Annotated in this window: 22 protein-coding genes; 16 read left to right on the top strand and 6 right to left on the bottom strand. The window is 61.7% G+C overall.

Annotated features, from left to right (window positions below):
• Window positions 1-70: 70 nt before the first annotated feature.
• Window positions 71-1,528 (bottom strand): gamma-aminobutyraldehyde dehydrogenase, encoded by a 1,458-nt coding sequence (locus J3P76_RS20220; RefSeq protein ID WP_420764200.1) that lies wholly within the window; start codon window positions 1,526-1,528, stop codon window positions 71-73.
• A 97-nt stretch (window positions 1,529-1,625) separates the two neighbouring features.
• A complete protein-coding gene (locus J3P76_RS20215) occupies window positions 1,626-2,540 on the bottom strand; it encodes a LysR family transcriptional regulator (protein WP_420764201.1) in 915 nt (304 codons plus the stop codon).
• Between the two features lie 185 nt (window positions 2,541-2,725).
• On the opposite strand from J3P76_RS20215, the gene J3P76_RS20210 reads away from it, so the two are divergent.
• The 8 genes from J3P76_RS20210 to J3P76_RS20175 all read left to right on the top strand — a co-directional run bounded on the left by J3P76_RS20210 (window position 2,726) and on the right by J3P76_RS20175 (window position 10,689).
• Window positions 2,726-3,436 carry a tellurite resistance TerB family protein gene (locus tag J3P76_RS20210; RefSeq protein WP_434609775.1) on the top strand — a complete coding sequence of 237 codons (711 nt, stop codon included), beginning with the start codon at window positions 2,726-2,728 and terminating at the stop codon, window positions 3,434-3,436.
• 390 nt (window positions 3,437-3,826) lie between these two features.
• A protein-coding gene (gene prfB, locus J3P76_RS20205) for a peptide chain release factor 2 (protein WP_095963568.1) occupies window positions 3,827-4,922 on the top strand; the annotation gives its coding sequence in 2 pieces (ribosomal slippage) (window positions 3,827-3,898 and window positions 3,900-4,922; 1,095 coding nt in all).
• 107 nt (window positions 4,923-5,029) lie between these two features.
• Window positions 5,030-6,532, top strand: coding sequence for a lysine--tRNA ligase (lysS, locus tag J3P76_RS20200; RefSeq protein WP_434609778.1), 1,503 nt, complete (start codon window positions 5,030-5,032; stop codon window positions 6,530-6,532).
• Between the two features lie 101 nt (window positions 6,533-6,633).
• Window positions 6,634-7,350 carry a TetR/AcrR family transcriptional regulator gene (locus J3P76_RS20195; RefSeq protein WP_420764204.1) on the top strand — a complete coding sequence of 239 codons (717 nt, stop codon included), beginning with the start codon at window positions 6,634-6,636 and terminating at the stop codon, window positions 7,348-7,350.
• Between the two features lie 89 nt (window positions 7,351-7,439).
• Window positions 7,440-7,994, top strand: a complete 555-nt coding sequence (locus tag J3P76_RS20190; protein ID WP_434562495.1) for a hypothetical protein — start codon at window positions 7,440-7,442, stop codon at window positions 7,992-7,994.
• A 37-nt stretch (window positions 7,995-8,031) separates the two neighbouring features.
• Entirely contained in the window at window positions 8,032-9,309 is a 1,278-nt protein-coding gene (locus J3P76_RS20185; RefSeq protein WP_420764206.1) for a flavohemoglobin expression-modulating QEGLA motif protein, read from the top strand.
• Between the two features lie 148 nt (window positions 9,310-9,457).
• Window positions 9,458-10,363 carry an alpha/beta hydrolase gene (locus tag J3P76_RS20180; protein WP_434650086.1) on the top strand — a complete coding sequence of 302 codons (906 nt, stop codon included), beginning with the start codon at window positions 9,458-9,460 and terminating at the stop codon, window positions 10,361-10,363.
• The gene (locus J3P76_RS20175; protein WP_434609784.1) at window positions 10,360-10,689 is read left to right on the top strand and encodes a hypothetical protein; all 330 of its coding nucleotides are present in this window, start codon (window positions 10,360-10,362) and stop codon (window positions 10,687-10,689) included. Before J3P76_RS20180 ends, J3P76_RS20175 begins: the two co-directional genes overlap by 4 nt.
• Window positions 10,690-10,875: 186 nt before the next feature.
• Here the strand turns inward: J3P76_RS20175 and J3P76_RS20170 are convergent, their stop codons facing one another.
• The 3 genes from J3P76_RS20170 to J3P76_RS20160 form a co-directional block, all read right to left on the bottom strand.
• The gene (locus J3P76_RS20170) at window positions 10,876-11,667 is read right to left on the bottom strand and encodes an OmpA family protein (protein WP_420764209.1); all 792 of its coding nucleotides are present in this window, start codon (window positions 11,665-11,667) and stop codon (window positions 10,876-10,878) included.
• 49 nt (window positions 11,668-11,716) lie between these two features.
• The gene (locus J3P76_RS20165; protein ID WP_014336761.1) at window positions 11,717-12,130 is read right to left on the bottom strand and encodes a DUF4398 domain-containing protein; all 414 of its coding nucleotides are present in this window, start codon (window positions 12,128-12,130) and stop codon (window positions 11,717-11,719) included.
• 286 nt (window positions 12,131-12,416) lie between these two features.
• On the bottom strand, window positions 12,417-12,761 hold the full coding sequence (locus J3P76_RS20160; protein WP_420764210.1) for a pilin assembly protein: 345 nt from the start codon (window positions 12,759-12,761) through the stop codon (window positions 12,417-12,419).
• A 179-nt stretch (window positions 12,762-12,940) separates the two neighbouring features.
• On the opposite strand from J3P76_RS20160, the gene ppc reads away from it, so the two are divergent.
• The 7 genes from ppc (at window position 12,941) to J3P76_RS20125 (ending at window position 20,364) form a co-directional block, all read left to right on the top strand.
• Window positions 12,941-15,571 (top strand): phosphoenolpyruvate carboxylase, encoded by a 2,631-nt coding sequence (ppc, locus tag J3P76_RS20155; protein WP_420764211.1) that lies wholly within the window; start codon window positions 12,941-12,943, stop codon window positions 15,569-15,571.
• A 289-nt stretch (window positions 15,572-15,860) separates the two neighbouring features.
• Window positions 15,861-16,508, top strand: a complete 648-nt coding sequence (adk, locus tag J3P76_RS20150; protein ID WP_420764212.1) for an adenylate kinase — start codon at window positions 15,861-15,863, stop codon at window positions 16,506-16,508.
• Window positions 16,509-16,602: 94 nt separating this feature from the next.
• Entirely contained in the window at window positions 16,603-17,283 is a 681-nt protein-coding gene (gene tsaB / locus J3P76_RS20145) for a tRNA (adenosine(37)-N6)-threonylcarbamoyltransferase complex dimerization subunit type 1 TsaB (RefSeq protein ID WP_434562505.1), read from the top strand.
• A gap of 342 nt (window positions 17,284-17,625) precedes the next feature.
• Window positions 17,626-17,934 (top strand): hypothetical protein, encoded by a 309-nt coding sequence (locus J3P76_RS20140; protein WP_420764214.1) that lies wholly within the window; start codon window positions 17,626-17,628, stop codon window positions 17,932-17,934.
• Complete coding sequence (locus J3P76_RS20135) at window positions 17,934-18,794, top strand: DUF72 domain-containing protein (RefSeq protein WP_434650088.1); 861 nt, start codon at window positions 17,934-17,936, stop codon at window positions 18,792-18,794. Before J3P76_RS20140 ends, J3P76_RS20135 begins: the two co-directional genes overlap by 1 nt.
• Window positions 18,795-18,827: 33 nt before the next feature.
• Window positions 18,828-19,649: an isocitrate lyase/PEP mutase family protein gene (locus J3P76_RS20130; protein WP_434650089.1), complete on the top strand. Its 822-nt coding sequence runs from the start codon at window positions 18,828-18,830 to the stop codon at window positions 19,647-19,649.
• A 16-nt stretch (window positions 19,650-19,665) separates the two neighbouring features.
• Window positions 19,666-20,364, top strand: a complete 699-nt coding sequence (locus tag J3P76_RS20125) for an extensin-like domain-containing protein (protein ID WP_434562511.1) — start codon at window positions 19,666-19,668, stop codon at window positions 20,362-20,364.
• 3 nt (window positions 20,365-20,367) lie between these two features.
• Here J3P76_RS20125 and J3P76_RS20120 read toward each other — a convergent pair whose 3' ends face one another.
• Window positions 20,368-20,988: an energy transducer TonB gene (locus J3P76_RS20120; protein WP_420764218.1), complete on the bottom strand. Its 621-nt coding sequence runs from the start codon at window positions 20,986-20,988 to the stop codon at window positions 20,368-20,370.
• 92 nt (window positions 20,989-21,080) lie between these two features.
• Between J3P76_RS20120 and J3P76_RS20115 the strand changes: the two genes are divergently transcribed.
• On the top strand, window positions 21,081-21,863 hold the full coding sequence (locus J3P76_RS20115; protein ID WP_420764219.1) for a class I SAM-dependent methyltransferase: 783 nt from the start codon (window positions 21,081-21,083) through the stop codon (window positions 21,861-21,863).
• The last annotated feature ends 79 nt before the right edge of the window (window positions 21,864-21,942 follow it).

The following is a 21,942-nucleotide window of genomic DNA, read 5'->3' as shown; positions in this document are numbered from 1 at the left end:
ATTGTTTTAGCTTAGCTGCAAGCCTTGAGCCGCAAGCTGCAAGGCAGCGAAGGGCTTGAAAGCTCGCAGCTCAAAGCTCCCGGCCATGCCGGGCCATGATATGGCGCACCACGCTGTAGTCCTGGAGCGAATCGCTGGACAGATCCTTGCCGTAGCCCGAGCGTTTCAAGCCGCCGTGGGGCATCTCGCTGACCAGCATGAAATGGCTGTTGATCCAGGTGCAGCCGTATTGCAGCCGTGCCGCCACTTGCATCGCCTTGTCCAGGTTCTGGGTCCATACCGAGGAGGCCAGGCCATATTCCGAATCGTTGGCCCAGTCCACCGCTTGGCTGAGCTCGTCGAAGCGGGTCACGGTGACCACCGGGCCGAACACTTCCCGTTGGACGATCTCATCGCTTTGCTTGCAGCCGGCCAGCAGCGTCGGCTGATAGTAGAAACCGGCCCCGGAATGCACCGCCGCACCGGTGATGCGTTCGATGTGCGGCTGGCCAAGGGCTCGCTCGACAAAACTGGCGACACGGTCGCGCTGGCGCACGCTGATCAGCGGACCGATTTCATTGTCGGCGTCGCGCTTGCCGGCAAAGCGCAGGCTGCCGACCGCCGCGCCGAGTTCCGCCACCAGCCGGTCGTGGATACCGGCCTGGGCGTAGATCCGGCAGGCGGCGGTGCAATCCTGTCCGGCGTTGTAATAACCATAGGTGCGCACGCCCTCGATCACCGCTTGGAGATCGGCGTCGTCACAGACAATCACCGGGGCCTTGCCACCCAGTTCCAGATGCGTGCGCTTGAGGGTTTTCGCCGCCGCCTGAAGGATCTTCTGGCCGGTGACGATATCGCCGGTCAGCGAGACCATGCGCACCTTCGGATGGCTGACCAGATGGCTACCGACGCCTTCGCCGCCACCGCAGATGATGTTGATGACGCCGGGCGGCAGGATCTCGGCCAGTATTGGCGCCAGGGCCAGGATCGACAGCGGCGTGTGCTCGGAAGGCTTGAACACCAAGGTATTGCCAGCGGCCAGGGCCGGGGCGATCTTCCAGGCCGCCATCATGATGGGGTAATTCCACGGCGCGATGGAGGCCACCACGCCGATCGGGTCGCGGCGCACCATGCTGGTGTAGCCCGGCAGGTATTCACCGCTGAGCTGGCCGGTCTGGCAGCGCACCGCGCCGGCGAAGAAACGGAACACATCCACCGTGGCGCTCAAGTCATCCTGGCGAGCCAGGTGCAAGGGCTTGCCGCAGTTCAAGGATTCGAGACGGGCCAGGTGATCGGCATTTTTTTCGATGGCGCTGGCGATTTCCAGCAGCAGGTTCGAGCGTTGTTGCGGCGTGGTACGTGACCAGCCGCCGAAGGCGTGATGAGCCGCGAGGATCGCGGCTTCGACCTGTTCGATACTGCCCTCGGCGATTTGCGCAACCACTTCACCCGTGGCCGGGTTGAGAATCGGCTCGACAAAACCCTCGCCGGCCGCCAATTCTCCGTTGATCAACAACGCGGTACACAACGGGGTTTGCGTGCCAGCCATGTTTTATTTCTCGAGTTGTCAGCAGTCTTGAGGATTCAGCAAGACTAGTGCGCACTCGCAAGGCCTACAAATTCGAAATACTCAACGCTGCGTTCGATTAAATCGATGGCTTGCGTCCGCCATGGGATTGTTCCCGAGCGACCGCCAGGAACGGGTCGACCGAGGCCGGGCGTGCAGTTCCCCGGCGCCAGGCCAGCCCGACATCCAGCGTCTGGTTGAGGTCGGCGATGGGGCGCGCCTCGATGATGTCGCCTTCCAGCGACCAGGGGCGGTAGGTCATGTCCGGCTGGATCGAAACACCCAGGCCGGCCGCCACCAGGCTGCGTACCGCTTCGGTCGAGGCTGTGCGGAGGGTGATTTGCGGTTGCAGGCCGGCGCCGCGCCACAGGCGTTGCGCGTTGCGGTCCATTTCATCGACGTTCAATTGGATCAGCTGTTCCCGGGCGACATCCGCCAGGTGGATGCTGTCGTTTTCAAGCAGCGGATGCTGCGCCGGCAACCACAAGCGATGGGGTGAGTGGGTCAGCACTTCGGTCTGCAGGGCGTGGCGGTCTTCCAGGTTGGAGAGGATCAGCACGCCGACATCGATCTCACCGCTGACCAGCAGATGTTCGATGTAGGGACGTTCGTCCTCCATAACCCGGATTGCCACATTGGGGTAGGCGCGCTGGAAACGGGTCAGGAGATCCGCCAGGTAGTAACCGGCGACCAGGCTGGTCACGCCGATGGTGATCTGGCCGGCCACCTGGTCGGTGCTTTGCTGCAGGCTACGCTTGGCGTTATCGACCGTGGCGAGAATCAGATGGGCCTGGCGCAGGAACTGGTGTCCCTGATGGGTCAGCGTCATGCCTTTCGCGTGGCGGTTGAACAGGCTGACGCCGATTTCCTCTTCCAGTTGCTGGATTGCCAGGGTCAAGGTCGATTGGGAGATGAATGCGGTCTGCGCGGCGGCGGAGATCGAGCCGGTCTCGGCCACTGCGATGAAATGACGGATCTGGCGCAGGGTCATCATGACGCACATCCTGAGATCGGATTTATCGAGACCTTGAAGTGTATATCGTTTTTATCGAATGTTGCCGGCGAGACTTTGGTTGCCCAGGCAACATCTCGAAGCAATGTGACCAAGGGTAGTAGGGCACTTTCGTTCTAGGCTGAGGGCCTTATGATCCGGTTAACCCGAATGCGTGGAGGCGGCAAATGAACACCCGTGGATTGCTCGATCAGTTACTCAAGTCCGGTCAGGAAATGTTGCAGAACAAGGCCGGCGGTTCGCAAGGCAAGCCATCCAGCGGCCTGGGCGGGTTGCTCGGCGGCTCCGGCAACCTGGGCGGCATGCTGTCCGGCGCGGGGGGCGGGGCGCTGGCGGCGAGCGCCATGGGCATGCTGCTGGGCAACAAGAAAGCCCGCAATTTTGGTGGCAAGGCGCTGGCTTATGGTGGCCTGGCTGCCCTGGGCGTGATTGCCTACAAGGCTTACGGCAATTGGCAGGCCCAACAGGGCAACGCGCCGAAAACCGAGCCGCAGACCCTGGACCGCGTGCCGGCGGCGCAAGTCGAGCAACACAGCCAGGCGATCCTCAAGGCCCTGGTCGCGGCGGCCAAGGCTGACGGCCATGTGGATGACCGCGAGCGGCAGTTGATCGAAGGCGAATTCACCAAGCTCGATAACGACCAGGAGCTTCAACACTGGCTGCATGCCGAGCTCAACAAACCGCTGGACCCCACCGACGTGGCACGTGCCGCAAGCACGCCGGAAATCGCCGCAGAGATGTACATCGCCAGTGTGATGTTGGTGGACGAAGAGAATTTCATGGAAAAGTCCTACCTCGACGAACTGGCGCGGCAGTTGAAGCTGGAGCCGGGGTTGAAGGCGGAACTGGAAAAGCAGGTGCGCCAGGCGACTGCCTGATCTGTTCGTAGAGTAATTGGAAGAGTTGAAACTATACCTGTGGAGGGTTGCTGCGGGATCAGTCCCAGCCGTCGCTGCTGATCCTCCGACCTTCCGGCCGGCAATCGGGTGGGGGTGGAATAGGTTTGCGGCGAAAGATGCTTTTCGTGGCGAGGGAGCTTGATCGCGCTGGGTTGCGCAGCAGCCCTAAAATGGCTCCCTCGGTCAACCTGACACACCGAGCCAACTGGTTTCAGGGGCGCTGCGCGCCCCAGCGGGAGCAAGCTCCCTCGCCACAGGGGCCGTACGCGGAATCTCATTGCCCCTAAAGCCGCCGGGCGGGCTGCCGCTGGCGTTTGATTACGTTATACTCGCCGGCTTTCAAAAGTTCGCCAACGAGTGCTGCCCGCCATGGAAATCAACCCGATCCTGAACACTATCAAGGACCTGTCCGAGCGCTCCGAAACTATTCGGGGGTATCTTTGACTACGATCAAAAGCATGAGCGCCTGACCGAAGTCAATCGCGAGCTTGAAGATCCGAATGTCTGGAACAACCCTTCCTACGCCCAGGAACTGGGCCGCGAGCGTTCTGCGCTGGCGCAGATCGTCGAGACCCTGGACGAATTGTCCAGCGGCCTGGCCGATTGTCGCGACCTGCTGGACATGGCTGTCGAAGAGAACGACGAAGGCGCGGTCGGCGATGTCGTCGCCGAACTGACTCGCCTGGACGAGAACCTCGCCAAGCTGGAATTCCGTCGCATGTTCAGCGGCGAGATGGACATGAACAACGCCTACCTGGACATCCAGGCCGGTTCCGGCGGCACCGAAGCCCAGGACTGGGCCAACATCCTGCTGCGCATGTACCTGCGCTGGGCTGACAAACGCGGTTTCGACGCCACGATCATGGAACTGTCCGCCGGCGAAGTCGCCGGGATCAAGGGCGCCACCGTGCACATCAAGGGCGAATACGCCTTTGGTTGGCTGCGGACCGAGATCGGCGTGCACCGCCTGGTACGCAAGAGCCCGTTCGACTCCGGCAACCGGCGCCACACCTCGTTCTCAGCGGTATTCGTCTCTCCGGAAATCGATGACAACATCGAAATCGAGATCAACCCGGCCGACCTGCGCATCGACACCTACCGCTCCTCCGGTGCCGGTGGCCAGCACGTAAACACCACCGACTCGGCCGTGCGGATTACCCACGTACCGACCAACACGGTGGTGAGTTGCCAGAACGAACGTTCCCAGCACGCCAACAAAGACACCGCGATGAAGATGTTGCGGGCCCGCTTGTACGAGCAGGAAGTGCAGAAGCGCAACGCCGCGTCCCAGGCACTGGAAGACACCAAGTCCGACATCGGCTGGGGTCACCAGATCCGTTCGTACGTGCTCGACGCCTCGCGGATCAAGGACTTGCGTACCAGCATCGAACGCAGCGACTGCGACAAAGTGCTTGATGGCGACATCGATGAATACCTGATCGCCAGCCTCAAGCAAGGGCTGTAACGCGACACCCACGCGGTGGGCAGGCACGCTTGCACGCAAGCGAGGCCTGCCCGCAAACTCCGGCCCGGGGCCGGGGGCAACGAACCTGTGATGGAATCCTTAAAGACATGAGCGACCTAGAACTCGACCCGCAAGCCCTGCAACAGGAAGAAAACTCCCTGATCGCCCTGCGCAAGGAAAAGCTTGCTGCCGAGCGCGCCAAGGGCCAGGCCTTCCCCAACGACTTCCGCCGCGACGCGTATTGCGACGTCCTGCAGAAGAAGTACGCAGACAAGACCAAGGAAGAGCTGGCCGAGGCGGCGATTGCGGTCAAGGTTGCCGGTCGCATCATGCTCAACCGTGGTTCGTTCATGGTGATCCAGGACATGACCGGGCGCATTCAGGTCTACGTCAACCGCAAGACCCTGCCGGAAGAAACCCTGGCCGCCGTCAAGACCTGGGACCTGGGCGACATCATCGCCGCCGAAGGCACCCTGGCCCGCTCCGGCAAGGGCGACCTGTACGTCGAAATGACCAGCGTGCGCCTGCTGACCAAGTCCTTGCGCCCGCTGCCGGACAAGCACCACGGCCTGACCGACACCGAGCAACGTTACCGCCAGCGCTACGTCGACCTGATCGTCAACGAAGACGTGCGCCAGACCTTCCGCGTGCGTTCGCAAGTCATCGCCCACATCCGCAGCTTCCTGATGAAGCGTGACTTCCTGGAAGTCGAGACGCCGATGCTCCAGACCATCCCTGGCGGCGCGGCGGCCAAGCCGTTCGAAACCCACCATAACGCCCTGGACATGGAAATGTTCCTGCGTATCGCCCCGGAGCTGTACCTCAAGCGCCTGGTGGTCGGCGGCTTCGAGAAAGTGTTCGAGATCAACCGCAACTTCCGTAACGAAGGCGTTTCGACCCGGCACAACCCCGAGTTCACCATGCTCGAGTTCTACCAGGCCTATGCTGACTACGAAGACAACATGGACCTGACCGAAGAACTGTTCCGCGAACTGGCGCAGTTGGTCCTGGGCAGCACCGATGTGCCATACGGCGACAAAGTGTTCCACTTCGGCGAGCCGTTCGTGCGCCTGTCGGTGTTCGATTCGATCCTCAAGTACAACCCTGAGATCACCGCCGCCGATCTGCAGGACATCGACAAGGCCCGTGCCATCGCCAAGAAGGCCGGCGCCAAGGTGCTCGGCTTCGAAGGCCTGGGCAAGCTGCAGGTGATGATTTTCGAAGAGCTGGTGGAGCACAAGCTGGAGCAGCCGCACTTCATCACCCAGTACCCGTTCGAAGTGTCGCCGCTGGCCCGTCGCAACGACGAAGACCCAAGCGTGACCGACCGCTTCGAGCTGTTCATCGGTGGCCGGGAAATCGCCAACGCCTATTCCGAGCTCAATGACGCGGAAGACCAGGCCGAGCGCTTCATGGCCCAGGTAGCCGACAAGGACGCGGGCGACGACGAAGCCATGCACTACGACGCCGACTTCGTCCGCGCCTTGGAGTACGGCATGCCGCCGACCGCAGGTGAAGGCATCGGCATCGATCGCCTGGTGATGTTGCTGACCAACTCGCCGTCGATCCGGGATGTGATCCTCTTCCCGCACATGCGGCCCCAAGCGTAATGGTCTGAATCAAAAAGCCGCCTCGATGGGCGGCTTTTTATTGCCTGTCTGGTACAAACGTATCAATTGGTTACTTCTGAAATAGCGAGGAAACACCTGTCGTGAATCGTGCAATGGCTCCAGAAGGTGCAGCGGGCGTCGCCACTGCTGTCGCTGAAAGTGTTCAGTACCAGGGTCGCAAGGCCAGCCGACAGGGCAGTGAACAGCGCCGCCAGGACATTCTCGACGCGGCCATGCGCATCGTCGTGCGCGATGGCGTGCGGGCCGTGCGACACCGCGCGGTGGCCGCCGAAGCGGGCGTGCCGCTGTCGGCCACCACTTACTACTTCAAGGACATCGACGACCTGCTCACCGATACCTTCGCCCAGTACGTGGAGCGCAGCGCGGCGTTCATGGCCAAGCTGTGGACCAACAACGAGGGGCTGCTGCGTGAAATGGTCGCCTACGGGGACGGCAGCGCCGAGTCGCGCTCGCAATTGGCCGACGACATTGCGCGGATGACCGCTGATTATGTGCAGCATCAGTTGCAGAGTCGTCGCGACTATTTGATGGCCGAACAGGCCTTTCGCCAGGAAGCGCTGCTCAACCCACGCCTGGCGGAACTGGTTCGTTCTCATCAACGAATCCTGCTCCATGGCACCTGTCAGTTTTTCCAGGTGTTGGGCTCGCGCGAGCCGCAACAGGATGCCAAAGTGTTGACGGCGATTATCGGTCGGATGGAATATCAGGGCTTGCTCAATGGCGCCGAGCCTGTCGCTGAAGAAGACATGCTCGGCATCCTGACCCGCTACATGCACCTGGTACTGGCGTCGGTGTAGCCCTTATTGGGGTACAACAGGTCCCCCGTGGCGAGGGAGCAAGCTCCCTCGCCACAAAAAACAAAGCGCTGAAGCCATAGGGAGTTCCAATGAAAGCCTGGCATGCCGTTGTTCTGGCCGTGTCGTTGCTGCTGCTCAGTGGGTGCCTGGTGTCGTTCAAGGCGCCGTTGCCCGACAGCGAAGCCGCGCCCAAGGGCCTGCTCGGCCAATGGACCAGCACCAACGCCTGGGGCGAGCCGTTGAACCTGGAGCTGACGCAAGTCGGCAAGCACCGCTACCAGGCCATCAGCTACTTCAGGGCCAAGCCCCGGGAACGCGAAGCCATTCCCGTGACGGTCTCCCGACACGGCAGCCGCTGGTACCTGTCGGCCAAGGTGCCGGCCCGCTATGGCGGACATTTCGTCATTGCCGGTTTCGAACTGACCGACAAACAGGAACTGGTGGTCTACAACCTGGACATGGAACAGATCAACCAGGCCATCGGCCAGAAGCTCCTCAGTGGTCAGCCGAACCCAAGCGAAGAGGGCGATGGCGTGCTGGTGGACAGCGACATGGTCAAGGTGTTCAGCTACCTCGACGACCCAGCCAATTCCGACGTGTTCTCGGAAGCCGTGCGCTATCAGCGACTGGCCAAATCCCAATAACTGCTACAAGCGGACGTTTTTTTCACAGGAGTTCCGAGTGGACGATTACCAGCAGACGATACGCACCTTGTCCGATCGCATTGTGCTGGCGCAGACGCCGATTCGAATCCTCGACGCGGTGAAGTGGGACGAGAACATCCGCAAAGGTTTTCTCAAGACCAAGGGCAAGGAAATGCCCGCCGTGGACCGCGACTATTATCTCAACCGACCGCTGTCGTTCGATTCCAGCAAAGTGAAGCTGGAGTTTCAGAACATCGAGCGCGACATCACCCGCCAACTCGGGCAGTTCAACCCGGTTGGCCAGATCATGCGCCGCATGTGCAAGGAATACCGCATGGTGGTGCGCATGCTCGAAGCGCGCGGCACCGAGGACTTCGGGCTGATTTCCCAGGAGCTGTATGGCGCGGCGTCCGACGCCTTCCACGCCGGTGACCCGACCCTGGCCGACCTGGGGCTGATGCTGTCCGATTACCTGAACAACATCGATGGCCGTGGCGACCTGAAGGACGAGCCCAAGGTCCTCAGCGCCAAGGAAGCCGTGAGCCTGTTGCAGCATCGCCTCAACCGGGTGTTCGGCGAAGCCGAGGAAACCATCCGCGTGTTCGAGTCCGACGGGATCGTGGCCGACGCGGCGGCGGGCGCCGACTACATCAAGATCCGCACCGACGCGATGTTCAACGAGCGCGATGTGCGCGCCCTGGAGGTCCATGAAGGGCTGGTGCACGTCGGCACCACCCTCAACGGGCTGAACCAGCCGATCTGCACCTTCCTGTCCAAGGGCCCGCCCTCGTCGACAGTGACTCAGGAAGGCCTGGCGATCCTGATGGAGATCATCACCTTCGCGTCCTACCCGAGTCGCTTGCGCAAGCTCACCAACCGTACCCGCGCCATTCATATGGTGGAAGAGGGCGCCGATTTCCTGCAGGTCTACGAGTTCTTCCGTGAACAGGGCTTTGAAATGGCCGAAAGCTACGGCAACGCCAGCCGGGTTTTCCGTGGTTCGGTGCCGACCGGACTGCCGTTCACCAAAGACTTGTCCTACCTCAAGGGCTTCATCATGGTTTACAACTATATTCAGCTGGCCGTGCGCAAAGGCAAGCTGGAGCAGGTGCCGTTGCTGTTCTGCGGCAAGACCACCCTGGAGGACATGCGCACGTTGCGCCAGTTAGTGGATGAAGGCCTGGTCGTACCGCCCAAGTACCTGCCCGACCAATTTCGCGACATGAACGCGCTGTCGGCCTGGATGTGCTTCTCCAACTTCTTGAACCACCTGAGCCTGGACCGGATCGAAGCGGATTATTCCAATATCCTTTGAATAACACCCCATCCTTTGTGGGAGCGAGCCTGCTCGCGAAAGCGGTATTGTGGTCAACATTGATGTTGAATATTCAACCGCTTTCGCGAGCAGGCTCGCTCCCACAGGGGACCGTGTTTCAACCTGAGTTTTAGCGAGGCTTCACCGGATGCGAACCCTCGGCATCATTTGCCTGCTGCTGGCCCTGAGCGGTTGCAGCTCCCTGCTGTTCTACCCCGAACGCGGCCTGCCGTTTACCCCGGAACGGGCCAAGCTTGACTACCGCGACGTCACCCTGACCACCGCCGATGGGCTGAAGCTGCGGGGTTGGTGGCTGCCGGTGAAGCCGGGTGTAGAGGTCAAGGGCACAGTGCTGCATCTTCACGGCAACGGCGGCAACCTAGCCTGGCACCTCGGCGGGAGCTGGTGGTTGCCGGAGCAGGGTTATCAAGTCTTGATGGTCGATTACCGTGGCTATGGCGTTTCCGAAGGCGAGCCGAGCCTGCCGGCGATCTACCAGGACATCGACGCCGCGTTCAATTGGCTCGACCAGGCGCCGGAAGTGCGGGGCAAGCCGTTGGTGCTGCTCGGCCAGAGTCTCGGTGGCGCGCTGGCGGTGCATTACCTGGCCGAGCACCCGCAGCGCCAGCAGCAGCTCAAGGCCTTGGTGCTCGACGGCGTGCCCGCCAGTTATCGTGATGTAGGGCGTTTCGCTCTTGGCACCTCATGGCTGACCTGGCCACTCCAGGTGCCGCTGTCGTGGCTGGTGCCGGACGGCGACAGCGCCATCGGCTCGATCGCGCAATTGAACGGCGTACCGAAACTGATCTACCACAGCCTCGACGATCCGATCGTGCCCCTTTCCAACGGCATCCGCTTGTATCAAGCTGCGCCGCCGCCACGGGTGCTGCAACTGACCCGTGGCGGGCATGTGCAGACCTTCGCCGACCCAACCTGGCGAACCGTGATGCTGCGCTACCTCGACGACCCCCGGCACTTTGACGGCCTGCGCCGCCTGGGCGAAATTCCGAATTACCCGAAATCACCCGTTGAATCACCTGAGAATCCGCAATGAGCGAAGAACGTAACGCCATCCCCCTGATAATCACAGGTATCTGCAGCATCCTCGGCACCGTCGCGGCGCTCTGGTACTACGGCTACCTGCATTTCGCCAAGCCCGAGGATGCGTTGCTGCTCAACGAGTTCACCATGCTCAAGACCGTTCCGGGGGAGGACTACAAGGTTTCCCTGGAGCCGGCGCCGCAAGTGGCCCAGTGCATCGAGGGCGTGCTGGTGTTGTTCGACACCGAACAGAAAGGCCTGACCGGTGTGCTGATCAACGAGAAGAAGCGCGCGGTGCGGTGCATGGGGCAGGAGACCCCACAAAAACTTCAGCCTTAAGCGAGACCCCTGTGGGAGCGAGCTTGCTCGCGATAGCGGTGGTTCAGCAGCATTGATAGTGCCTGACACTCCCCTATCGCGAGCAAGCTCGCTCCCACAATGATCGTGTGCAGCCAAATAAATTTGATCATAAAAAAGCCCCGCCTGATTGAAGTCAGGCGGGGCTTTTGAGTTGCAGTCAACCGATCAGTTGGCGCTCATGGTCGAACGCGGGGCGACGGGCTGGTTGTCGTTGGAGATGGTGACCTCCACGCGACGGTTCATGGCGCGGCCCGAGACGCTGGTGTTGTCGGCGACCGGGAATTCCTTGCCGTAGCCCTGAGTCACGATGCGGGCCGGGTCGACGCCCATTTTCACCAGGGCGGTGCGCACGGAGCTGGCGCGGCGTTCGGACAGCGATTGGTTGTAGGAGTCCGAACCGGTGCTGTCGGTGTAGCCTTCGATGATCACCTTGCGATCCGGGTTTTCCTGGAGGAACTGCGCCAGTTTGCTCACGTTAGTCATACCGCTGGTACGCAGGTCCGACTTGTTGGTGGCAAACAGCACGTCGCCGAAGGTCACCAGCGTACCGCGCTCGGTCTGCTTGGCGTTGAGGCTGTCCTGCAACTGCTTGATCTGCGCGTTGCGGGCTTCCAGCAGTGCGCGGGCGCGTTCGTCACCGGCGTTTTTCAGCTCGGCTTCGGCGTTGCGCAGGGCAATGGTCTGCTTGGCCACTTCGACACGCTGGTTGGTCAGGTAGGCCAGTTGGTCGACCTTGGCTTCGTCCTCGTTATCCATGTAGGCCTTGTCGGCCTTGGCGAGAAAATCGGCAGCGTCCTTGGTTTCCAGAGCCGCGACCTTGGTGGCCGCCGGGTCGGCCTGCAAGCCGTTGTAGTTGGTGCGCGCCTGTTCCAGGTTCGCGTTCGGATCGTGGGAGCAAGCGGCCAGGGCTACGCAGGCGGCAAGCAGGGCGGGCATCATGAAATGTTTGTGCGTCATAGTCTGTCGTCCTTTTATCAATGAGAAGTGCGTCGTGGCTCAAACCGGGTCACTGGACCTTGTTCATGCCTTCCTGACGCAGTTCCTGAACCCCTTTCTGGGAATCCTTGAGGGCCTGTTCGGCCTTGGCGGCCTGGGCCTTGCGCTCGGCGACGCGGGCATCCCATTCGGCCTGTTCGGCCAGACGCTTGGCCTCTTCGTAATTCTCGTCGTGCATGGCGATCTCGGCCTGCTTGAGCTTGTCCTGGGCCGATTTCATTTCCACGGCGGCAAACTCGGTGCCGCCAGCGCTGACGGCGCTGTTGACCGCAGATTGCGTGACCGCGTATTGCTCCGAAGGTGGGTTGCCGGCACAACCGGCCAGAATGAAGCTGCTACCGATAGCCAGGGCAGCCAACTTCAGGCCGCGCAGGCCAGTGGATGAGGGTTTGGCAGTGCAGGTATTCATAGGCTTCAACTCCATTGGAAAACTCCTGAAAAAAACACCATTCCATGCTGGGACCGAAGCCGTGACGTCTGTTTTGGCGCTGGCGCCAGGGCGCGTTTTTTTAAACGGCCGTTCCAGTATGGTTATTCGGTGTGACCCGAGGCGTTTTTCAAAAGTTCAGGCAAGGATGGCCATTCGCCAAAAGAAATACTGACTGATTGGTCAAGCGCCAAAAAGCTGAACTTTCAAGGCGGGCAGCGGTATTCCAGCGCGACTGGGACAGGCTCCGCGCTGGAATTTCGCACGCTGGAAAGGGCGGCAATCAGTGTTTGGATTTGTCGCTGTGGGAGGAAAGTTCGCGCAGATGACGGCGTGACAGCGCGAGAAAACGTGGCGTCGGGCCCACGTCTTCATACAGCGGATCACCTTCCTCATCGGTCGATACGACTTGCGATCCCTTGACGTAGGGGAAGCTGGCTTCCAGCTCTTCCAACGCGGCGCCGATCAGCTCCCCGAGCAGTTCTTCGGGCTGACGCTTGGGGTACATGTCGCAGATGGCCGCCAGGCGCGCAGCGGCCTCTACATCGAGATGAATCGTGTAGCCGGTCTGGGTCAGGCGACCCTTGGCATTTTCTTCCCAATGCTGGGCAAGCTCACGGATTTTCATGATGACCTCATCAATAGCCCTGCTTATGGCAGGCGCGACAGTGACAAGCCGTTGTGTGGCTTATCTTGAGACTAGCTTTGTCCGACAAGGTTTAATGTCCCTTCGTCGCTTGTCATAAACGATCAGCATCGGCACTCTCTCCTACAAAGCTGTCCGGACCTTTTGCTGGAGAACTGCTGATGACCGATATCGATGCCCGCCTGCGCGAGGATGTCCACCTGCTCGGCGAATTGCTGGGCAACACCATTCGCGACCAGTACGGGGACACCTTTCTCGACAAGATCGAGCAGATCCGCAAAGGCGCCAAGGCGGACCGACGTGGTTCCATGGACGCCGAACTGAGCGCCAGCCTCAATCAGTTGAGCGAGGAGGAATTGCTGCCGGTCGCGCGAGCGTTCAACCAGTTCTTGAACCTGGCAAACATCGCTGAGCAATACCAGTTGATTCATCGGCGCGAAGAATCCAAGCCTGCGCCGTTTGAAGCGCGAGTGTTGCCCGAGTTGCTGGCACGCTTGCGCGCCGAAGGCCACAGCGCCGAATCGCTGGCCCGGCAGTTGGGCCGGCTCGATATCGAGTTGGTCCTCACCGCCCACCCCACGGAAGTCGCCCGGCGTACGCTGATCCAGAAATACGACGCCATCGCCGCGCAACTGGCGGCCCAGGATCACCGTGACCTCACCAGTGCCGAGCGCGCGCAGATCCATGAGCGCTTGCAAAGATTGATCGCCGAAGCCTGGCACACCGAAGAAATCCGCCGCACCCGGCCCACGCCCGTGGACGAGGCCAAGTGGGGCTTTGCGGTGATCGAGCATTCGCTGTGGCAGGCCATCCCCAATTACCTGCGCAAGGCCGACCAGGCCCTGCACGCCGCCACCGGGCTGCGCTTGCCGCTGGAAGCCGCGCCGATCCGCTTTGCCTCCTGGATGGGCGGCGACCGGGATGGCAACCCGAACGTCACCGCCGCGGTCACACGCGAAGTGCTGTTGCTGGCGCGTTGGATGGCGGCGGACCTTTATCTGCGCGATGTCGATCACCTGGCGGCCGACCTCTCCATGCAAAAGGCCAGCGAGGCCTTGCGCGCCCAGGCCGGTGATAGCGCCGAACCCTATCGCGCGGTACTCAAGCAATTGCGTGAACGCCTGCGGGCCACCCGCAACTGGGCCCAGGCCTCCTTGAAAGCCACTACGCCGGCCTCTTCCGAAGTGTTGCAGGACAACCGCGAACTGCTCGATCCGCTGGAGTTGTGCTATCAGTCCCTGCACGAGTGCGGCATGGGGGTGATTGCCGACGGGCCGCTGCTCGATTGCCTGCGCCGCGCGGTGACCTTCGGGCTGTTCCTCGTGCGCCTCGATGTGCGCCAGGATTCGACGCGCCACACGATGGCCATGACCGAGATCACCGATTACCTCGGGCTTGGACGCTATGAAGACTGGGACGAAGAGCAGCGCATCCGTTTTCTGCTGGATGAGCTGAATAACCGACGTCCGTTGTTGCCGCCGCATTTCAAACCGTCCGCCGACACTGGTGAGGTCCTGGCGACCTGTCGGGAAGTCGCGGCGGCGCCGGCGGCGTCCCTGGGTTCCTACGTGATCTCGATGGCCGGTGCCGCTTCCGATGTGCTGGCAGTGCAATTGCTGCTCAAGGAAGCCGGCGTGTTGCGGCCGATGCGGGTGGTGCCGCTGTTCGAAACCCTCGCCGACCTGGACAACGCTGGGCCGGTGATGGAGCGCCTGCTGGCGTTGCCGGGTTATCGCTCGCGCCTGCATGGACCCCAGGAGGTGATGATCGGCTATTCCGATTCAGCCAAGGACGCCGGGACCACGGCGGCGGCCTGGGCACAGTATCGAGCGCAGGAGCGACTCGTGGACATCTGCCGCGAGCAGCAAGTCGAACTGCTGTTGTTTCATGGTCGCGGGGGTACGGTAGGCCGTGGCGGTGGCCCGGCGCACGCGGCGATCCTGTCGCAGCCGCCAGGTTCGGTGGCGGGGCGGTTCCGCACCACTGAGCAAGGCGAAATGATTCGTTTCAAATTCGGCCTGCCGGACATCGCCGAACAGAACCTCAACCTTTATCTCGCTGCGGTGCTGGAAGCGACCCTGCTGCCACCGCCGCCGCCCACGCCAGAATGGCGCCATTTGATGGACGAATTGGCCGCTGACGGTGTCAGTGCCTACCGCGCGGTGGTGCGGGAAAATCCACAATTCGTCGAGTATTTTCGCCAGTCCACGCCGGAGCAGGAGTTGGGTCGTCTGCCCTTGGGCAGCCGTCCGGCCAAGCGTCGCGCCGGGGGGATCGAGAGCTTGCGGGCGATTCCGTGGATCTTCGGCTGGACCCAGACCCGCCTGATGCTGCCAGCCTGGCTCGGTTGGGAAACCGCCCTGGGCAAGGCGCTGGAGCGCGGCGAGGGTGAATTGCTGGGGCAGATGCGCGAACAATGGCCGTTCTTCCGCACCCGCATCGACATGCTGGAGATGGTGCTGGCCAAGGCCGACGCCGATATTGCCCAGTCTTACGATGAGCGTCTGGTGGAACCGGCATTGCTGCCGTTGGGCGAGCATTTACGCGACCTATTGTCGCAGGCCTGTTCGGTGGTCCTGGGGTTGACCGGCCAGTCGCAGCTACTGGCACATAGCCCAGATACCTTGGAATTCATTCGCCTGCGCAACACTTACCTCGACCCCTTGCACCTGTTGCAAGCCGAACTGCTGGCACGGTCGCGGCAGCAGGACGTTGCCCAAGGCAGCCCCGTGGAACAGGCATTGCTGGTGTCTGTAGCCGGGATCGCCGCCGGTTTGCGCAACACCGGCTGACGTCGGGTCGTTACCCGCGACAACTCGCCCGGCTCGTCCGGGCGTAGCCGTTTATGGAGAACGACAGGTCGGCCAGGCGACAGTTTGTTGTCAGGTTGCGACTCTCGCCACCTCGTACGAAGGTCGCGTTCGACGCGGGTTCCTCCGACTTTCGGCGGCTTGTGTGGGTCGGGCCTGCTGTGTATCTTGATCAGCCTTTGGCCGTTTGGGCGGCCACGATCCTGTTTTCCGAGATTGGCCCCACGAGGCGAATCCGAGCGTTTACATAAAAAAATTGAGGAGCACATCGATGCGCGTCATTCTGCTGGGAGCTCCCGGGGCCGGTAAAGGTACTCAGGCAAAGTTCATCACCGAAAAATTCGGTATCCCGCAAATCTCCACCGGCGACATGCTGCGTGCGGCGGTCAAGGCCGGCACCGAGCTGGGCATCAAGGCCAAGAGCATCATGGATGCCGGCGGCCTGGTGTCGGATGACCTGATCATCGCCCTGGTCAAGGATCGTATCGCTCAACCTGACTGCGCCAATGGCTTCCTGTTCGATGGTTTCCCGCGCACCATTCCACAGGCTGAAGCCCTGGTGAGCGCCGGCGTCGAGCTGGATGCAGTCGTTGAAATCGCCGTCGAGGACGAAGAAATCGTCCAGCGCATCGCCGGTCGACGTGTTCATGAGCCGTCCGGCCGTGTCTATCACACCGTCTACAATCCTCCAAAAGCCGAAGGCAAGGACGATGTGACGGGTGAAGAACTGGTGCAGCGCAAGGACGATACCGAAGAAACCGTGCGTCATCGTTTGTCGGTCTACCACTCCCAGACCAAGCCGCTGGTGGATTTCTACCAGAAGCTGTCGGCTGCCAACGGCAAGCCGAAATACAGCCATATCGAAGGCGTCGGTTCGGTTGAGGCCATCACTGCCAAAGTGCTTGCGGCCTTGAGCTGAAAAGTCTGATCGGCAGCAACAACTACGGCCCGCTTGCGGGCCGTAGTTGTTTATACTGGCGCACTTTTTCCCCACCTGATTTACGGACACATTAATGAGCACCTTGCTGGCCCTGGACACCGCGACTGAAGCTTGCTCCGTTGCTTTGCTGCACAACGGCAAGGTCACGAGCCATTACGAGGTGATCCCGCGTTTGCATGCGCAGAAATTGCTGCCGATGATCCAGCAGTTGCTCAGCGATGCCGGCACCAACTTGCAAGCGGTGGATGCAATCGCCTTCGGTCGCGGGCCCGGGGCTTTCACCGGTGTGCGCATCGCCATCGGCGTGGTGCAGGGCTTGGCCTTTGCCCTGGAGCGCCCGGTGCTGCCGGTGTCGAACCTGGCGGTGCTGGCCCAGCGCGCCCTGCGCGAACACGGTGCGCGCCAGGTCGCCGCAGCGATCGATGCGCGCATGGACGAGGTGTATTGGGGCTGCTATCGCGAAGCCAACGGCGAGATGCGCCTGGCGGGGCCTGAAGCGGTATTGCCACCCGAGGCGGCGGCGCTGCCGGCTGAGGCGAGTGGTGATTGGTTCGGCGCCGGTACGGGCTGGGGTTATGCCGAGCGGATCGGTGTCAGCCTTGTTGGCCAGGACGCCTCGATGTTGCCCCATGCCGAAGACTTGCTTGCGCTGGCACGCTTCGCCTGGGAACGCGGCGAGGCCATTGTGGCCGATGATGCCCAGCCGGTTTACCTGCGGGACAAGGTAGCAACGCCAAAATCCGAGCGGCTCTGACCTCAAGCGAACGGCCTTCGTGGCGAGGGAGCTTGCTCCCGCTGGGACGGTCCGACGCTTCGGGCGGAGCGGCCCCGACCTTGGTGTGAAAGCCAACTATCGAGCGAGTGCTACGCACTCGAGCGGGAGCAAGCTCCCTCGCCACAAGGGCATCGACCAATTTCAGATTTGCGCTTGAAAAGTCATTTCTCTAACTAAAAGTCACACGCCACATTGCCAGTCGTCACTTTTCCGGCCCGTTTTTAAACCTTTTTGGCTTTCTGTGTTCTAGTTATCACTTGCGCGTTTGCGCGGCTACGAATGTGCCGCTAAATTGCCATCATTGATACCGAGCATTCTGTCATGCGTATAGACGGCGTTTCATCCCAGTCCTACCCGATCAAGCGTCGGCCTCGTGCGGGTAAATCCGCTGAGCCCGAAAACTTCGATGATATCGATGGCGACCTGGAATTTCCGTCCGAAGAGCAACTGGCCGCACGTGCCGCCAAAGCCTCTGCGCAGCGCCTGAGCAATCTCCCCGCCCGTCAGCAGGACATGCTGTATCACCGCGCCATGAGCCGCAGTGTCGCCACGGCCCTTGCCAGTTATTTGAGCACTGCCGGTTTTGTCGACTGGGATATGGAAGTGCTAGGGCTCGACCTCTACATCTGATGCGGTTGCCTTATTACCTGGGCTGCCCATCCTGGAGCGAAAACGCCTGGCGCGATTATCTTTATCCCCAAGACGCAAAAAGCTCCGACTTCCTGAACCTCTATAGCCAGGTTTTCAATGCCGTGGAAGGCAACACGACCTTCTATGCGAGCCCGTCTGCGGCCACTGTCCAGCGCTGGGCGGAAATCATGCCCGAGCATTTTCGTTTCACGGCCAAGATCCCGGGCGACATCAGCCATGGCGGCGACTTGCGTGAACACCTGACCGCCACTGAAACCTTCGTTCAACTGCTCAGCCCGCTGGGCGAGCGCGTCTCGCCGTTTTGGCTGCAGCTGTCCAAGGCCTTCACGCCCAATCGGATGCAGGAGCTGGCGGCGTTTATCGACGCGTTCCCGAGCCCGTTGGCGGTCGAGGTCCGTCACGACGAGTTTTTTGCCAAGGGCGATGCCGAGCGCCGGCTCAATCGCCTGTTGCTCGATCGCGGCGTGGAACGCATCTGTCTCGATCCACGGGGCTTGTTCAGCTGCGCCTCGACCGATCCCTCAGTGATCCATGCGCAATACAAGAAGCCTCGGGTGCCAACGCGGCCAGCGGCTTTCACTCAATGCCCGCAGGTGCGCTTCGTCGGCCATCCAGTGGTGGAAGCCAACGAGCCGTTCCTGACGCCCTGGGTGGAGAAAATCGCCGAGTGGATCGAAGAAGGGCGCACCCCGTACATGTTCCTGCATACCGCCGACAACCTTCTGGCGGCAAAGCTCGCGATGCGTTTTCACAGCCGCTTGATGAACCGTTTGCCTGGCTTGCCGGCCCTGCCTGAGCTATATAGAGAACCCGCCGCCGAGCAACTGGGTTTGCTCTAAGGCAAACCCTCCCATTGCTCAGGAGCGACTCTGATGGATGCACAAACCCGGCGAGCCCAGGCGTTCAAGGCCCTGCATGAACGCGAAGGGGCCTTTGTAATTCCCAATCCGTGGGATGCCGGATCGGCGAAGATGCTCGCCAGCCTTGGCTTCGAAGCCTTGGCGACCACCAGTGCCGGCCACGCTTTTTCCCTGGCGCGGCCCGATGGTGCGCTGGGCCTGGATGACACCCTGGCCAACGTGCGAGCGATTGTGGCGGCCACGGATCTGCCAGTTGCGGTCGACCTGGAAAACGGCTTTGCCGATGCGCCCGACGCATGCGCGGCCAGCCTGCTGCGTGCGGCAGAGGCCGGGGCGGTGGGGGGCTCCATCGAGGACGCCACCGGGCGCGAAGACAGCCCGATCTATCGTTTCGATCAAGCAGTGGCGCGGGTCAAGGCCGCGGCCGAGGCGGTGCGCAGCCTGCCGTTCCCGTTCATGCTCACCGCCCGCGCGGAAAATTTCCTGCACGGCAAACCCGACCTGGACGACACGATCCGACGCCTCAAGGCGTTCGCCGACGCAGGCGCCGACGTGTTGTACGCGCCAGGATTGAGCAGCGCTGAACAGGTCCTCGCGGTGGTACAAGCGGTGGCGCCCAAACCGGTCAATGTGCTGATGTCCGGCGCCCTGGACCTTACCGTGGCGCAGTTGAGCGAACTGGGCGTCAAGCGCATCAGTGTCGGCTCGGCGTTGGCGCTGGCGGCCTATGGCGAGTTCTTCCGCGCCGCGCAGGAAATCCAGGAGCAAGGCACGTTCACCTTCACCCGTCGCTCGATGCCATTCAAGCAGGCCAATCAATTATTCAAGGGCTGATGCCCGGGGCGTTGTCGTGCGGTTTTTCAAAGGTTTGATGGTGGTGCTGCTGATCGTCGGCGCCGCAGTGCTTGGCGTATGGCGCGGCTGGTTGTCGGTGCCGCCGCAATGGAATCCCTGGGCGCCGCTGGACGTCAGCGCCCCGCCGAACATGCTGACCCGCTACAAGCTGATGGCCCTGCGCAACGACCCACAACTGTGCGACCAAGCGCTCGCTACGTCAGGGCTTCGGACCTCTCGCCAGGCGGACAGCGGCGCCAACACCACCTGTCCGTTGACCAATGTGTTGCGAGTGCAGGGCGGCGAGGTGGCGCTGAGCAGCAGCTTCCTGGCCAGTTGCCCGCTGGCCGTGGCTTTCGCGTTGTTCGAGCGCCATGCGCTGCAGCCGGCGGCAACGGCGGCCTATGGGCAGAAAGTCACGCGGGTCGATCATCTGGGCAGCTTTGCCTGTCGCAACATGTACGGCCGTGAGAGCGGGGCGCGCAGCCAGCACGCCACCGCCAGCGCGCTCGATATTGCCGGGTTTCGCCTGGCCAATGGGAAAGCGATCAGCGTGCTCAGGGACTGGCCGAAAGACAACACCGATGCGCAGTTCCTGCGGCAGGTGCGAGATGGCGCCTGTGAGATGTTCAGTGTGGTGTTGAGTCCGGACTACAACGCGGCGCACCGCAACCACTTCCATCTGGATGTAGGGCCGTGGTGGATCTGTCGGTAAGAATCAGGCGGCGATACGAAGGTTCTGCAAAACGATCGGACGTGCCCAACGGGTATCGAAATCGAGTTGCTTCTGCTGCGCCACCAATTCCTCTTCCGGGAACGGAGGGAACGGTTTATCCAGCAAGTCGAGTTCGAACTCGGCGATCGGCAGGTGCAATGGACGCGGGTGCGGCGCCGGGCCCGGTTCCGACTGTGGCTGGCCGGCTGTGAGGACGATCGGGCGAACCCAGTTGCTCTCGAAGGTTTGCTGCTTTTGCTGGGCAACGATTTCTTCGGGCGGGAACGGTGGGAACGGTTTGTCCAGCAAATCCAGTTCGAACTCGGCAATCGGCAGGAACAACGGCTCTGGCGGCTTGACCTGGGTTTCCTTCACGTCGCAGGTGCGCTGGCTGACGATGTGCTCCAGCAGCTCGGCGCCAAGGGTCGGTTCAACCGCTTCATCGAGGGCGACGGGCTGGTAGCTGCCAGGCGCCGGTGCGTTTTCACCCAGTTGATCGGCCAGGGCCCGGGCAAAAAAATCCTGCCACAGGTGACTGACGCCGCTCAGCGCTTGGGTGTTACGCAGGCTGTAATCGCCGTAAGGGGAGATAACGCCTATCGATGTGGATTGAATGTCTGACATTTTTCTCGGTCGACGCTCAGCTCTGGCAAAATGCCGTTCACCGTTGTTATCGGCTGGTTTTGCCGATCCTTAATTTTTTCGAGCGTGTTTTCATGATTGAGCAACCCGCGGCCTGCCGCATCCATGTCGAGGCCTTGATTCCGGCGTTCCAGCCCCAGGCCGAACAATGGGCAGAGCGGCTTGGCCTGCCTTTGCAAGTGGACGATGGCGAGTTTGCCTTGCAGGTCGGCGAGCAGGGATTGCAATTGCAGCAATTGGGTCCGGACGCGCCGGGACCGGTGCGGGTGGATTTCGTCGAGGGTGGCGCGGCCCATCGGCGCTTGTACGGCGGTGGCAGCGGTCAGATGATCGCCAAGGCGGTCGGTGTCGCCCAAGGTGTGCGTCCGCGGGTACTCGACGCCACGGCCGGGTTGGGCAAGGACGCGTTTGTGCTGGCGAGCCTGGGCTGCGAAATGAGCCTGATCGAGCGCCAGCCGCTGATCGGTGCACTGCTGGAAGATGGCCTGGCCCGTGGCGCGGAAGATTTCGACGTGGCGCCGATCGTGGCGCGCATGCGTTTGCTCAAGGGCAACTCCATCGAGGTGATGCGCCATTGGGAAGGCGAGCCGCCCCAGGTGATCTACCTGGACCCGATGTTTCCCCATCGAGAGAAAACCGCCCTGGTGAAAAAGGAAATGCGCCTGTTCCGACCTTTGGTGGGCGATGACAATGACGCACCGGCGCTGCTGGCCGCGGCGCTGGCGCTGGCGACCCACCGGGTGGTGGTCAAGCGCCCGCGCAAGGCGCCTTGCATCGAAGGGCCGAAGCCGAGCCATGGGCTCGAGGGCAAGTCCAGTCGGTACGATATCTATCCCAAGAAGGCGCTCAAGGCTTGAAAACGAGGCGCCCCCGTTCGCGAGCGGGCTCGCTCCCACACGGAACACCACGATCCCTTGTGGGAGCGAGCCTGCTCGC

Origin of the sequence: Pseudomonas sp. D1-36, assembly GCF_051132205.1 — a bacterium.
Classification (GTDB): Bacteria; Pseudomonadota; Gammaproteobacteria; order Pseudomonadales; family Pseudomonadaceae; genus Aquipseudomonas.
This window is presented reverse-complemented; position numbering and strand designations above follow the sequence as displayed.